Source organism: Rhodanobacter sp. MP7CTX1, from assembly GCF_014205795.1.
In the GTDB taxonomy this organism is placed as follows: Bacteria; Pseudomonadota; Gammaproteobacteria; order Xanthomonadales; family Rhodanobacteraceae; genus Rhodanobacter.
On record NZ_JACHCN010000024.1, the window covers coordinates 1 to 12,998 of the forward strand.

Annotated in this window: 14 protein-coding genes and 1 tRNA gene; 12 read left to right on the forward strand and 3 right to left on the reverse strand. The window is 63.5% G+C overall.

Annotated features, from left to right (window positions below; all coding sequences use genetic code 11):
- Positions 1-170: 170 nt before the first annotated feature.
- The gene (locus tag HDE77_RS19360; protein WP_184419598.1) at positions 171-947 is read right to left on the reverse strand and encodes a ferredoxin--NADP reductase; all 777 of its coding nucleotides are present in this window, start codon (positions 945-947) and stop codon (positions 171-173) included.
- Positions 948-1,420: 473 nt separating this feature from the next.
- Positions 1,421-1,924 (reverse strand): hypothetical protein, encoded by a 504-nt coding sequence (locus HDE77_RS19365; protein ID WP_184419604.1) that lies wholly within the window; start codon positions 1,922-1,924, stop codon positions 1,421-1,423.
- A 12-nt stretch (positions 1,925-1,936) separates the two neighbouring features.
- Here HDE77_RS19365 and HDE77_RS19370 point away from each other — a divergent pair, with 12 nt between their 5' ends.
- From HDE77_RS19370 to HDE77_RS19390, 5 genes are all read left to right on the forward strand, one after another.
- Positions 1,937-2,446: an MMPL family transporter gene (locus tag HDE77_RS19370; protein WP_221444378.1), complete on the forward strand. Its 510-nt coding sequence runs from the start codon at positions 1,937-1,939 to the stop codon at positions 2,444-2,446.
- 705 nt (positions 2,447-3,151) lie between these two features.
- Complete coding sequence (gene dusA / locus HDE77_RS19375) at positions 3,152-4,183, forward strand: tRNA dihydrouridine(20/20a) synthase DusA (protein ID WP_221444379.1); 1,032 nt, start codon at positions 3,152-3,154, stop codon at positions 4,181-4,183.
- Between the two features lie 82 nt (positions 4,184-4,265).
- Positions 4,266-4,589, forward strand: a complete 324-nt coding sequence (locus HDE77_RS19380; protein ID WP_184419564.1) for a hypothetical protein — start codon at positions 4,266-4,268, stop codon at positions 4,587-4,589.
- Positions 4,589-5,281 carry a response regulator transcription factor gene (locus HDE77_RS19385; RefSeq protein WP_113727681.1) on the forward strand — a complete coding sequence of 231 codons (693 nt, stop codon included), beginning with the start codon at positions 4,589-4,591 and terminating at the stop codon, positions 5,279-5,281. Before HDE77_RS19380 ends, HDE77_RS19385 begins: the two co-directional genes overlap by 1 nt.
- Positions 5,247-6,665 (forward strand): ATP-binding protein, encoded by a 1,419-nt coding sequence (locus HDE77_RS19390; protein ID WP_184419600.1) that lies wholly within the window; start codon positions 5,247-5,249, stop codon positions 6,663-6,665. Before HDE77_RS19385 ends, HDE77_RS19390 begins: the two co-directional genes overlap by 35 nt.
- 154 nt (positions 6,666-6,819) lie before the next feature.
- Here the strand turns inward: HDE77_RS19390 and HDE77_RS19395 are convergent, their stop codons facing one another.
- The gene (locus HDE77_RS19395; protein ID WP_184419565.1) at positions 6,820-7,152 is read right to left on the reverse strand and encodes a hypothetical protein; all 333 of its coding nucleotides are present in this window, start codon (positions 7,150-7,152) and stop codon (positions 6,820-6,822) included.
- A 227-nt stretch (positions 7,153-7,379) separates the two neighbouring features.
- On the opposite strand from HDE77_RS19395, the gene HDE77_RS19400 reads away from it, so the two are divergent.
- The 7 genes from HDE77_RS19400 (at position 7,380) to HDE77_RS19430 (ending at position 12,978) form a co-directional block, all read left to right on the forward strand.
- Entirely contained in the window at positions 7,380-8,369 is a 990-nt protein-coding gene (locus tag HDE77_RS19400) for a biotin--[acetyl-CoA-carboxylase] ligase (RefSeq protein ID WP_184419601.1), read from the forward strand.
- Positions 8,366-9,124: a type III pantothenate kinase gene (locus HDE77_RS19405; RefSeq protein ID WP_184419566.1), complete on the forward strand. Its 759-nt coding sequence runs from the start codon at positions 8,366-8,368 to the stop codon at positions 9,122-9,124. The genes HDE77_RS19400 and HDE77_RS19405 overlap by 4 nt, the downstream gene beginning before the upstream one ends.
- Positions 9,125-9,156: 32 nt before the next feature.
- Positions 9,157-9,831 (forward strand): SPOR domain-containing protein, encoded by a 675-nt coding sequence (locus tag HDE77_RS19410; protein WP_184419567.1) that lies wholly within the window; start codon positions 9,157-9,159, stop codon positions 9,829-9,831.
- Between the two features lie 61 nt (positions 9,832-9,892).
- A tRNA-Thr gene (locus HDE77_RS19415) sits at positions 9,893-9,968 on the forward strand.
- A 336-nt stretch (positions 9,969-10,304) separates the two neighbouring features.
- A complete protein-coding gene (rocF, locus tag HDE77_RS19420; protein WP_184419568.1) occupies positions 10,305-11,219 on the forward strand; it encodes an arginase in 915 nt (304 codons plus the stop codon).
- Between the two features lie 34 nt (positions 11,220-11,253).
- Entirely contained in the window at positions 11,254-12,621 is a 1,368-nt protein-coding gene (locus HDE77_RS19425) for a tryptophan--tRNA ligase (protein WP_184419569.1), read from the forward strand.
- A 33-nt stretch (positions 12,622-12,654) separates the two neighbouring features.
- A complete protein-coding gene (locus HDE77_RS19430) occupies positions 12,655-12,978 on the forward strand; it encodes a hypothetical protein (RefSeq protein ID WP_184419570.1) in 324 nt (107 codons plus the stop codon).
- The last annotated feature ends 20 nt before the right edge of the window (positions 12,979-12,998 follow it).

The window sequence follows — 12,998 nt, forward strand, 5'->3', positions numbered from 1 at the left end:
TCCCACGGTCTGTGCCTACGGCCAGATGCGGCTAAGGTCCCTCCACCCCGGCAAGCCCTTTCTGACTCGCCGCCGTCAAACATACAAGCGACTTCGGTCGCGATGCTTCCAGGGCTTGCATCGAAAAGCGATCGCGACTGAAGTCGCTCCCACAAAAAACATGCGCTCGCTCATTTTTCCACGAACGCTCGTTCGACCACGTAGTCGCCCGGCTCGCGGGTGCGTGGCGAGGCGTGGAAGCCACGACCATCAAGCAGTGCGGAAAGATCGTCCAGCATTGCCGGACTTCCGCACAGCATCACGCGGTCAGTCTCCGGATTCAGCGGCGGCATACCGGTGGCCTCGCTCATCACGCCATCGACGATCGCGTCGGTGATGCGGCCGCGATGACGGAACGGCTCGCGGGTCACCGTGGGGTAATAGATCAGCTTCTCGCGCACCAACTCGCCGAGATAGTCGTGCTGCGGCAGTTCGCGTTCGAGGTGTTCGCAGTAGGCCAGGTCGTTGATATGACGCACACCGTGGGCCAGCACGATCCGGTCGAACCGCTCATAGGTTTCCGGATCACGCACGATGCTCAGAAATGGTGCGAGACCGGTACCGGTGCCCAGCAAATACAGGTGCCTGCCCGGCTTCAAATCGTTCAGCACCAGCGTACCGGTGGGCTTGCGACTGACGACGACCGGGTCGCCCGGTTGCAGGTGCTGCAGGCGCGATGTGAGCGGCCCGTTGGCCACCTTGATCGAGAAGAATTCCAGGTGCTCTTCCCAGTTCGCGCTGGCAATCGAATACGCGCGCAGCAGCGGACGGCCGTCCACTTCCAGTCCCATCATCACGAACTGTCCGCTGTCGAAACGAAAGCCCGGATCGCGCGTGGTGCGGAAGCTGAAAAGATTGTCGTTCCAGTGCTGCACGTCGATCACGTGCTCGGTCGCCATTGCCACCATGGTGGGTTGTCTCGCGTTGTGCCGCATGGGTGTGTGAGGAGAAAGCATGCCTGACCATCCGGCGCATCGATGGCCAGACCCGCAGGGAGGACGGCGATGCCGTGGTGCCTTGCGAGCGCCGGGATGATCGCGGCGGCAGATGACAAGGGTACGCGATCCGACGTGGACGCGCCTGTGCCTGCCGGTTTTTGGGCGTGTATCAAGTCCGACGCATCGATCCACGCCCTGGCGGTGGTGGCGCTGTGGATGAGAAAAGGCTGGATGGAGCGCGCGCGGGGGCGTCAGGGCCGCGTTGATCGAATCGAAACCGGCGCCGGAAGTGTTGCCATAGGGTGTGGTCCAGCGTCCCAATGAATCCAGTCCTGCCGTATTCGGCAGGACTGGATTTGGGTCATCTCAAAAACACCGACCTTTTGCTCTGGCCTGCGTAAGCACGCATGGCGGGGTCGCTTACATGCGAGTGCCTGGAAGGATCAATCGTGTTTCTCAGTCGTCTCTTTGTCGAGATCGACCCGCTTCATCTTGGTCGTATCCATGCGCACCAGGCCGAATGCCATCCCGTACATGATGTGGCCCTGCGAATCAGCTTTGATCGGCGAGTACATGCCGTTGAAGGTCGGGTCGGTGCCCGTGCGGATGGTCATCACCGTCTTGCCGGTGTCCAGGTCCAGGCCGATGTGGTAACGGTCATTCCACTGCTTGGTGAAGTAGCCGTCGATGATCGCCATGTGGCTGCCTCCGCTGATCATGGGCACGATCGAGGTCGACGTGACGTCGTCTCGCGACCACAGCTGCTTCCAGCTGTGCGTGGCCTGCTGCCAGGCGAACGTGGCGGCACCGGCGCCGGCGGGGCGAGTGGCGCCCAGCAGGATGTTCACGTAGTAGGAAAAGGCGGACGGCGGCGCTTGCTCGGCTGCGATGTTGTTGACGACGAACGCATAGTCGCCGTACACCGCGACCTGCTGCTCGGACTGCACGCGGCGGTGGTCATGCTGTGCTTCATCACGTTCCGCAGCTGGCGCGCTGTGGTGGTCGCCATCGTGCCACTCGTCATCACATCGATTTTGTGTGAATCGTTGATGGTCATGCTTGGCATCGGCGTCAAGGTGGCGACGCTGCCGGTGACCGCGCTGGGAGTTGGCATCGGCGTGGACTATGCGCTGTATCTGCTGAGCGTCCAGCTGACCTTGCAGCGACAGGGCCTCTCGCTTGAAGAGGCCTATCGCGACGCACTCAATTTCACCGGCAAGGTGATCGCGCTGATTGGCGTCACGCTGGCCGCAGCGGTGATGACATGGGCCTGGTCGCCGATCAAGTTCCAGGCGGACATGGGCATCCTGCTGACCTTCATGTTCGTATGGAACATGCTGGGTGCGCTCGTACTGATTCCAGCGCTGTCACACTTCTTGTTGCGCCGCGTTGCGGTAAGGCAACCAGAAGGTTCGCGGTTGCCCGGTGCAATAGCTACGGCGCGGGAGACCGAGCTGCTGAAGCCCTGAGCGGCGACACCTCGGTCGCAGCGTCCTGCTTTGGGTTGTTGCGGTGCTCGTGACTTTGTGGGAGCGACTTCAGTCGCGATTGCTTTTTGGGGCCATGCGGGAAAGAGCATCGCGACTGAAGTCGCTCCCACAAGAGCCCGCTGTTACGCGCTGTTCGTAGAAGCTGGGTCAAAAGCAACTCCAGAGCTGGGGCCAGAGTAGGGGCAAAGCCAAGCTCCAGCTCCAGCTCCAGCCAAAGCCCAGCGAACTCCCTGCGCCGCAAATGTGCTCCCTCCCCTGCTTGCAGGGGAGGGTTGGGGAGGGGTTGCTCTTCGCCTGAAGATCAACAGCTTTACCCCCTCCCAACCCCCTCCTGCACGCAGGGGGAGGGGCAAAGCGAAAGCAGAAGCAGAAGCAGTATCTGAAGCAAGCCAACAGCAAGGCCAGAGCATCGCGACTGAAGTCGCTCCCACAGGAGCAGCGCGATCCCTCACTGTCTTGCGTGCCCAGTCCCGACGCGAGGCAATGGCTCGCTTTGCGAAGGGGGTGAAAGGCTTGAAGAAGGAGAAAAATGTAAAATCACGGCTGTAGCCACTGAAGTTGCTCCTGCGACCGGAGAAACTCTCGGTTGGTTGGCAGCAGCGCCCCCAAAATGGCGCGATTCGACCCATGGCGTTGTGCCCAATCTCGCGCTCCCGCTGAAACAACCTTCGAAAACCTACAGAAATGCCCAACGACGTGATCGCTGACAAGGCGCTACAAACCGAGTACCCGAGCGGGATTCGGCAAGATTCAGGCGCTTTCGAGGTCTGCGTGGCGCCGATGATGGACTGGACGGATCGGCATTGCCGCTATTTCCACCGGCTGCTGTCACCGCGGGCGCGGCTGTATACCGAGATGGTGACCAGCGCAGCGTTGGTGCGCGGCAAGCAGTTGCGGCTGCTGGAGCACAGCCAGCAGGAGCATCCGGTCGCCTTGCAGCTGGGTGGCAGCGACCCGCAGGAACTGGCGCAGGCCGCCCGCTTTGGTGCCGAGGCTGGCTATGACGAGATCAATCTCAACGTGGGCTGTCCGTCGGATCGGGTGCAAGCGGGTCGTTTCGGCGCCTGTCTGATGCTTGAGCCGGCGCTGGTCGGCGATTGTGTGAAGGCGATGCGCGACGCGGTCAGCGTGCCGGTGACGGTGAAATGCCGCATCGGCGTGGATGATCAGGACGACTACGCCGGTCTGCAACATTTCACCGAAACGATGCTGGAAGCGGGTGTCGAGGTGCTGGTGGTGCATGCGCGCAAGGCGTGGTTGCAAGGGCTTTCGCCAAAGGAAAACCGTGAAATTCCGCCGCTCGACTACCAGCGGGTCTACCGACTCAAGCGTGAATTTCCGCAGCTGGCGGTGGTGATCAATGGCGGCATCACCACCGTTGCCGAGGTCCAGCAGCACCTTGCGCAGCTGGATGGCGTGATGCTGGGCCGCGCGGCCTATCATGATCCGTACCTGCTGGCGCAGATCGAAGCGGCCCTGCATGGCGAACCGCTGCCACAGCGGGATGACGTGTTGCGCCGCTTGCGACCCTACGTGGAGGCCGAACTGGCGCGCGGCACCGCGCTCAAGCACATCAGCCGACATTTGCTGGGGCTTTACCAGGGCGAGCCGGGGGCGCGGGCTTTCCGCCGCACGATCAGCGAGGGGGCGCATTTGCCCGGGGCGGGCTGGGGACTGATCGAGCAGGCGATGGCGCCATGTTCGATAGCGGCGTGACAGCTGACGGCCGTCCGGTCAGTATTCAGCCCTGATTGCCTAGGCTGAGCATATCGGCGGGTGCCGGGCGGAACGATCACGCATGTCAACCAACAAAAAATTCATCCCTGTTCTGCTCGCATCGCTATGGCTGGGTGCCGTTGCGACGGCGTCGGCACAGACGGTGGAGCCACCCGTGACGCTGAATCAGGCTGTACTCAAGGTGCAGCAGGATACCGGTGGCAGGGTGTTGTCGGCCGAGCCGTACTCGGTTGACCATAAAACAAGGTATTTCATCAAAGTGCTTACGCCGGACGGACACGTACAGAAGCTGGTGGTGCCCTCCGAGGCGAGCAGGAATCCGGCGACCGGTCAGTCAACCAAGAATCCGCCCCCGAGACACGCGGGCAGCAAGGAGAAACACTGATGCGCATCCTGTTGGTAGAGGACGAGGCGCCGTTGCGCGAGACGCTCGCGGCACGCCTTAAGCGGGACGGCTTTGCGGTCGATGCGGCGCAGGATGGCGAAGAGGGTATCTACCTCGGCCGCGAAGTGCCGTTCGATCTGGCGATCATCGACTTGGGCCTGCCGAAGATGTCCGGCATGGACTTGGTCAAGGCGCTGCGCGAGCACGGCCAGCGTTATCCGATCCTGATCCTGACCGCGCGCGGCAGCTGGCAGGACAAGGTCGAGGGGCTGAAGTACGGCGCCGATGACTATCTGGTGAAGCCTTTCCACGTGGAAGAGTTGCTCGCGCGGATCAACGCGCTGGTGCGTCGCGCCAGCGGCTGGTCCAAGCCGATTCTTGCCTGCGGCATGATCAAGCTCGACACCACCGCGCAGACGGTGACGGTGGAAGGCAAGCTGGTCGACCTGACCAGCTATGAGTACAAGGTGCTGGAATACCTGATGCTGCACGCGGGCGAGCTGGTCTCCAAGGCCGACCTCACCGAGCACATCTACCAGCAGGATTTCGATCGCGATTCCAACGTGCTCGAAGTATTCATTGGCCGACTGCGGCGCAAGCTCGACCCGGAAGGCACCCTCAAACCCATCGAGACGGTACGTGGACGCGGATACCGCTTTGCCATCCCCCGCACCGACGGCGACGACGAATGAGCCTGCGTCGCCGCGCCGCCCGCCTTCGCTGGCGGCGCGTGCGGCGATCGCGACCGGGTTCGTGCTGGCCGGCTTTCTGGGGCTGGTCGGCGTAACTCTGTCGCAAGCGAACAAGGAGCGCGCGTTGAGCGGGCTGCAGGAGCGCCTGCAGAATGACGCGATCGCGTACATCACGAATTTCGACGTCAACCGCTACGGCAAGCTGTTGCCGCCGGACACGTCACCCGATCCGAATTTTTTAAGGCCCGGCTCCGGGCTGTACGCAGTGGCGCTGGGTGAACACGGCTATCGCTGGTCATCGTCGTCCGCGATCGGCCTTGATTTCAACTTCATCTCGCCGCTGGAGCCAGGCCAGAGCCAGTTCGTTGGCCCGATAGATACGCGCATGGGTCGGCTGTACTACTACAGCTATGGCGTGGCGCTCGATACGGCAGAGAAGAAATCGGTGCGGTTCACCATCATGGTGGCGCAGACCGAGGATCAGCTCGAAGGCGAGAACGCGGTGTATCAGCGGGTCGTGCTGATCGGGTTGTCGATACTCGGCGTGATGCTGGTGGTGTTGCAGCAGCTGCTGCTGCGCTGGAGCCTGACCCCGCTGCGCAAGGTGGCCAGTGACATGAGTCGGGTCGAGCGTGGTGAGAGCGCACACCTGGATAGTCAGTACCCGCTGGAACTGACCGGCCTGACCGAGCGCATCAATGCATTCATCGACAATGAGCGCGAACAACGCACGCGTTACCGGCACACCCTGGCCGATCTGGCGCACAGCCTGAAGACCCCGCTGGCGGTGATCCGCTCGCAGCTGGAATCGGCGACCGTGGAGGAACCCTCGCGACGCAGTGGCGTGCTCGATCAGGTGCGCCGCATGGACGAACTGGTCGCCTACCAACTATCGCGCGCAGCTACCTCCGGCCGCCAAACCTTCGCCAGCGCCGTGCCGGTAGCCGGTCACGCCGAGGATCTGGTGCAGAGTCTGGAGAAGGTCTATGCCGCCAAGAATGTGCTTTGCGAATTCGATATCGATGACGATGCGGTGTTCTACGGCGAGCAGGGCGACCTGCTCGAGCTGATGGGCAACCTGCTGGAGAACGCCTTCAAGTGGGCCGGTCACCGCGTGCTGCTGGTGGTGAAGACGCAGCCGTCTACCGGGCGTCAGCGGCCGGGATTGCGCCTGAGCGTGGAAGACGATGGCCCCGGCATCGCCCAGGAAAAGATCGAACGTGTCCTGCAACGCGGCGTGCGTGGCGATGAGCGCGTACAGGGCCACGGCATCGGCCTGTCGATCGTGCAGGACATCGTGCACGCGTATAACGGCGAGCTGGTGGTCGATCGCTCACCGGAATTCGGCGGCGCGCGTTTCAGCGTGAAATTGATTCCGGCTTGAGTTCTCCGGTTTGATCGGGCTTCACCGCGAGCGAGGCGATTGGAGGGAGGCCGGCAAGCGGCTGCATACGCCGTCACAGAGCGTTGGAAACCGACGAAGGTTCCAGCTGTGCTCGAAGTGATTGGTGCTAATGAGCCGGCGTGACGCCGAGCGCTTACTGGATTGATCCAGGCAACAGCGACTGCCAGCCAAGACGCGGCAGATGGGTAGGGGTGGGTGCAGGTGCGGCGCCGCCGGAGTGATCGGTGCTGTTGCTGCTGGAGCCGCTGCTCGAATTATCACTGCTGGAACTGCGCGGAGTCCCGTCGCGGTTCAGCCCCAGCGCATCGCCGTTCGTATTGGTGCTACCACCATCGCGTGGGATGGTGCTGTCGGTGGTCGCGCGCGAGGCGTTGTCCTGATCCTGGGCACACAGGCTGGCCGCGGCGACGCTGCTGGTCCCCACGACGCATAAAACACAGCCGATAAGCCAAAGCTTGGCACGCATGGCGATCCAACTCCCCGACCCGCAACCGAAGGTCTGGATCGTCTCAGAAACGCCGGCGTGATGCCAGTGCTGCTTTTGCAGGTTCTTGCGCCGTTTCTTGCGCCGTAGCGCCACGCGTGCCTGCCGCACGACGCGCCGCCGGGCTAGAATCCGGCGATGCCGACCCTGCCTTTTTTCCTGTCTTGCCGCCGCTCGCCGGCGGCTACCCCTGCCATCGAGGCTTGTTGATGCAGCCGGCGCAGTTGCTGGCAGCGTTGGCTCCCGGCGAACCCCTCTCTGGCGCCGCCCTGGCCGCACAGACTGGCGTCACCCGCGCGGCGATCTGGAAACAGATCGAGGCCTTGCGTACACGCGGCGTGCCGATCGAGGCACGCGGTGCGGCCGGCTATCGTCTGCCCTGGCCGCTGCAGATGCTGGACGCCGGGCAGATCCGTGCGGCCTTGCCGGCCCCCTTGGTGCGCTCGCTGGGTGCTCTGGAGGTGCATTGGGAGCTCGATTCCACCTCCAGCGAATTGCAACGGCGCGGTGCCCAGGCGGCCGACTTCAGCGTGTTGCTGGCCGAAACCCAGACTGCCGGGCGCGGGCGCCGTGGTCGCGAGTGGTTGTCTCCGCCGGGGCTGAATCTGTATCTGTCCTGTCTCAAGCGATTCGAGCAAGGCTTTGCCGCGCTGGCCGGGCTGTCATTGGCGATCGGGGTGATCGTATTGCGCGCGCTGGAGGATCTGGGCATCGCCGGGGCCGGCCTGAAATGGCCCAACGATCTGCTGGCCGTCGCCGAGCCACCGCAGGGTGGCAAATTGGGCGGCATCCTGGTCGAGCTGAGCGGCGAATATCAGGGGCCATGCGCTGCGGTTGTCGGCATCGGCCTCAACCTGCGGCTGACCACGGCGCTGCGAGAGCAGGCCGGCCAGCCGGCTTGCGATCTGGCCACGCTGACCGGCGGCACTCCGCCGGATCGCAACCGCGTCGCGGCGGCGTTGATCGCGGCCTTGATCAATGGTTTGCGGCAGTTTGAGCGTGATGGTTTTGCTGGCTTCACGGCGGACTACGAGCGGCACGATCTGTTGCGTGATCAGCCCCTGCAACTGAGCGGCGCGCTCGGTGCGTTCAACGGTACGGGTGCTGGCGTGGATGCCCGCGGTGCGCTGCGGGTACGCATGGCTGATGGCAGCCTGCGCCTGGTCGACAGCGCCGATGTCACGGTGCGACGCGCATGAAGCTGCTCCTCGATCTGGGCAATACACGCCTGAAGTGGGCGTTGCAGCAGGGCGGCGACTGGCTTGCGCAGGGTTCGGTAGCGTGGGACGAGGCGGTGGAGCGCATGCTTTCCGAGGCATGGTCCACGGCGCCGCAGCCAATCGCCGTCTACGGCGCTTCGGTGGTGGATGCCGCCCGCGAGCAGCAACTTGCGGCATGTGTCGCCAGCGCGTTTCGGGCCGAAGTGACATGGTTGCGCACGCCAGCCAGCGCCTGCGGCGTGCGCAATGCCTACGCCGAGCCGCAGCGGCTCGGTGTAGATCGATTTCTGGCGATGGTGGCAGCCTATGCTGATGGCCGCGGGCCCTGTGTGCTGGCCAGCGTGGGCACCGCGCTGACGCTTGATGCGTTGACCGCCGATGGGCGCCATCTGGGCGGGCTGATTGCACCTGGGCCACAGCTGATGCAGCAATCCCTGCTGGATGCGACGGCGCGGGTTCGACCGGAACGTCCGGGTGAAATTCTGGAACTGGCAGACAACACCGCCGACGCGGTCGCCTCAGGCTGCTGGCAGGCGGCGGCGGCGCTGGTCGAGCGCTTTGCCACACGGATGGCAGGGCGGCTTGGCGATGCTTCGACGCTGATCCTGGGAGGTGGCGATGCCGGGCGGCTGGCGCCCTTGCTGTCGCTGCCGGCGCAGTTGAGCCACGACGGGGTGCTGCGCGGCCTGGCGGTATGGGCCGACACGCAGGTGGCGGCGCCACCGCCCGGTTAGAATGCCCGGTTGCTGGCAGTGAAGGGGTATCGATGTTTCTGCGTCTGCTGTTTGTACTGTTGATCGCACTCAATATCGCGGTAGGTGCCTGGCTGCTGCTAGGCCAGCCATATGTCCGTGGCGGCACTGCCACCGATCCCGACGTTGCGGAATTGCGCCTGCTCTCAGAGCTGCCCGAACCAGCCGCCACTGCCCCGGCCGCCATCCCGATGGCCGCAACGGCAGCGACGGCTCCGCAACGCGCGCTCAGCTACAGCTGTCTTGCCCTGGGTCCATTCAGTACGCCCCAGGATCTGCGCAATGCACGGGAGACCCTTGCGACCCAGGCCACACGCATGCGTTCACGCCAGGAGCAGGCTAGCCAGACCAGTGGATGGTGGGTGTATCTGCCGTCCGCCGGCAGTCGTGCGCTGGCGCTGGCGCTGGCGCGACAGCTCGCTGCGCGCAACATCGGCGACTACTTTGTGGCTGGGAGTTCCGGCGATCAGGCCAATACCATTTCGCTGGGTTTGTTCAAGGATCCGGCGAATGCGCGCAAGCGCCGCGACGACGTCATTGCCGCCGGTTTCCCCGCCCGCATGAGTGAGCGCAGCGAGACCGTGCCCGAATACTGGCTGGATCTGGTGGTGCCCGACGGCGCACGTTTCGACTGGCGCAGTCGTATTCACAGCACCGGCGTCGGTTCGCACAGCGCCAGCTGTTTTTGAGCGAAACGCCAAGTTCTGAGCGCGCGCCAGCCGCCGGGGCCTGCTAGAATCCCCGACCTTCGCCGGCATAGCTCAGTTGGTAGAGCAACTGATTTGTAATCAGTAGGTCCCCAGTTCGAATCCGGGTGCCGGCACCAGTAGTCCCAAGGCTTGCAGCGATGCGAGCCTTTTTTATGGGCTGCGATTCAAGGGCTTGACGCTCAACCGCGTTCTCGCTGCTTCGTTTCGCGCCGAACCGACACCACTCCGGTCATCCGTTCAGCGCGCGGCGTGGCCGGGTTCGTTCCGGTAAACTTGAGCGGATCACCATTGAATGGTGTCGTGGATGCTTTTCTCTCGCCGATCGGGTGGCAGTTCGTTCGCGAACATGGTCACCGTCGGCACTTCGTCGGACATCGCCGCAAGGACATTCGCGGCGCGAGCGACGGCTCCGGCCTCCGATTGCCGGGGTGCAACAGGCAGGTAGACAGGATATGGGCGAACAGACCGTTTCACTGATAGGCGTGCCGACCGATATTGGAGCAGGGCATCGTGGGGCCTCGATGGGGCCGGAGGCGTTGCGGGTGGCGAATCTCGCCGCGCGGCTTGAACGTCGTGGATTGAAGGTCATCGATCGCGGCAACCTGCACGGGCCATTCAACCCGTGGCAGCCGCCGGAGGATGGCTATCGTCACCTGGACGAAGTCGTGGCCTGGAATACGGCCGTCTATACGGCCGTCCATCAGGAGCTGCAAGCCGGGCGCATACCGATCATGCTGGGCGGCGATCACTGCCTGGCGATCGGCTCGATCTCGGCAGTGACGCGTCATTGCCACGATGAAGGCAAGCAGCTGCTGGTGCTGTGGCTGGACGCGCATACCGACTTCAACACCGCAAACGCCACGCCATCGGGAAATATTCACGGCATGCCGGTGGCCTGCCTGTGCGGCAATGGCCCGGACGCGCTCATCGGACTCAGCGGCGACACGCCGGCAACCACGGCGGATGTGTTTCGCTATATCGGCATCCGTTCGGTGGACGAGGGTGAAAAACGCCTGGTGCGCGAGGCGAAGATCAGCGTATTCGACATGCGCTACATCGACGAGGTCGGCATGAAGCGCGTGATGGAGGAGGCGCTGGCCGGCATCGACGAGAATACCCATCTGCACGTGAGCTTTGATGTCGATTTCCTCGACCCCAGCATCGCGCCGGGTGTCGGTACAACCGTGCGTGGCGGCCCGAATTATCGCGAGGCGCAGCTGTGCATGGAGATGATTGCCGACACCGGACGACTGGCATCGCTGGATATCGTCGAGCTGAATCCCGCGTACGACAAGCGCAACCAGACCGCGAAGCTTGCGGTGGATCTGGTCGAGTCGCTGTTCGGAAAATCCACCCTCATCCGCTGATTGCTCCAACCTGTAAATACCACAAGCGAACACCATGCAGACTCGCGTACTGACCGGCATCACCACCACCGGCACCCCACACCTCGGCAATTATGTGGGCGCCATCCGCCCCGCCATCGAAGCCAGTCGGCGCGCCGATGTCGATGCGTTTTTCTTCATGGCCGACTATCACGCCCTGATCAAAAGCGAAGACGCGGCACGGATCGAGCGCTCGCGGCTGGAAATCGCCGCTAGTTGGCTGGCGGCCGGGCTCGACCCGCAACGGGTGACGTTCTATCGGCAGTCGGATATCCCGGAGATTCCCGAGCTGACCTGGTTTCTCACCTGCGTCACCGCGAAAGGCATGCTCAACCGAGCGCATGCCTACAAGGCGGCCGTGGACAAGAATGCAGAAAATGGCGAGGACCCTGATGCGGGCGTTACCGCCGGCTTGTACATGTATCCGGTGTTGATGGCCGCGGACATTCTCGCGTTCGATGCGCATCAAGTGCCGGTGGGGCGCGATCAGATCCAGCACATCGAGATGGCTCGCGACATCGGTCAGCGTTTCAACCACATCCACGGCCACGATTTTTTCGTGCTGCCTGAAGTGCTGATCGAAGACCAGGTCGCCACGCTGCCCGGTCTGGACGGTCGCAAGATGTCCAAGAGCTACGACAACACGATTCCACTGTTCGCTGGCGGCAAAAAGCAGTTGCGCGAGACGATCATGCGCATCGTCACCGACTCGCGCACGCCGGGCGAGCCGAAGGATCCGGACAGCTCGTCGCTGTTCACCATCTTCCGCGCGTTTGCCAGCGAGGCGGAGACGGCGGAGTTCCGGCAGGCCTTGCTGGATGGCCTTGGCTGGGGCGACGCGAAGCAGGTGCTGTACGAGCGCATTGACGCCGACGTGGCGCCGATGCGTGAACGCTACGAGGCGTTCATGGCCGATCCGATGGCGATTGAAGCGATCCTCCAGCAGGGTGCGCAGAAGGCCCGCATGATTGCCACGCCGAAGATCGCTGCATTGCGCGATGCGTTGGGTCTGCGTTCCGCCGGTAAGGCGACGACCGTTGCCGCTGGTCAGCCGAAGGCGGCTGCGAAGCAGGGCAAAATGCCGCGCTTCGCCAGTTTCCGCGATGCCGATGGTAAGTTTCGTTTTCGCCTGTTCTCCGCGGAAGGCGAGGAGCTGCTGCTGTCGATGCCGTTCGCCGATCCAAAGGCGGCCGGTGCGTTGCAGAAGCGCCTCAAGACGTTGGGCGCGGCGGCTGCCGTCATGCAGATCAAGGCTCAGGGCATGGCCCTCGAGCTGGATGGCGAAGCGGTCGCCAGCACGCCCGACTACCGCGACGAGCAGCTACGTGACGATGCCCTGGCGCAATTGCGCGAGGCGCTGGATCAGCTTGCTGCACAGGATTGATGCGGCAGCTCAAGCCGACGGAGTGATTGATCGATGCGTTACCTCGCCATCCTGCTGCTTGCGCCATGGTTGTTGATACTTTGCTGGGTCTACTGGACCTACCCGAAGAGTCTGCCGAAAACCCCGGGCCGGCGCATTTTCGATTTCGTGGCGTTGCTGCTGGCGGTGATCGCCACGGGAGCGAGCGCGCTGCTAGGTTTCGATATGGTCGCCTTGCCCGCCGCCGGCCAGCTGGGTCGTGCAAGTGGTGCCATCTGGCAGCAGGTGGTGCCCGCACTGTATGGCTACGGTGCGTTCATCGTCGTTTTGGTGCTCGCCATGCTGCTGCGGTATGCGTGCTGGGGACGGCGTAGCTGATCCGCCTGTCAACGGGCGGA

Coding starts and splice junctions, on each gene's coding strand:
- HDE77_RS19360 (WP_184419598.1), bottom strand. CDS start 947: ATGGTGGCAATGGCGACCGAGCACGTGATCGACGTGCAGCACTGGAAC.
- HDE77_RS19370 (WP_221444378.1), top strand. CDS start 1,937: ATGCTGTGCTTCATCACGTTCCGCAGCTGGCGCGCTGTGGTGGTCGCC.
- dusA (WP_221444379.1), top strand. CDS start 3,152: ATGCCCAACGACGTGATCGCTGACAAGGCGCTACAAACCGAGTACCCG.
- HDE77_RS19380 (WP_184419564.1), top strand. CDS start 4,266: ATGTCAACCAACAAAAAATTCATCCCTGTTCTGCTCGCATCGCTATGG.
- HDE77_RS19385 (WP_113727681.1), top strand. CDS start 4,589: ATGCGCATCCTGTTGGTAGAGGACGAGGCGCCGTTGCGCGAGACGCTC.
- HDE77_RS19395 (WP_184419565.1), bottom strand. CDS start 7,152: ATGCGTGCCAAGCTTTGGCTTATCGGCTGTGTTTTATGCGTCGTGGGG.
- HDE77_RS19400 (WP_184419601.1), top strand. CDS start 7,380: ATGCAGCCGGCGCAGTTGCTGGCAGCGTTGGCTCCCGGCGAACCCCTC.
- HDE77_RS19405 (WP_184419566.1), top strand. CDS start 8,366: ATGAAGCTGCTCCTCGATCTGGGCAATACACGCCTGAAGTGGGCGTTG.
- HDE77_RS19410 (WP_184419567.1), top strand. CDS start 9,157: ATGTTTCTGCGTCTGCTGTTTGTACTGTTGATCGCACTCAATATCGCG.
- rocF (WP_184419568.1), top strand. CDS start 10,305: ATGGGCGAACAGACCGTTTCACTGATAGGCGTGCCGACCGATATTGGA.
- HDE77_RS19425 (WP_184419569.1), top strand. CDS start 11,254: ATGCAGACTCGCGTACTGACCGGCATCACCACCACCGGCACCCCACAC.
- HDE77_RS19430 (WP_184419570.1), top strand. CDS start 12,655: ATGCGTTACCTCGCCATCCTGCTGCTTGCGCCATGGTTGTTGATACTT.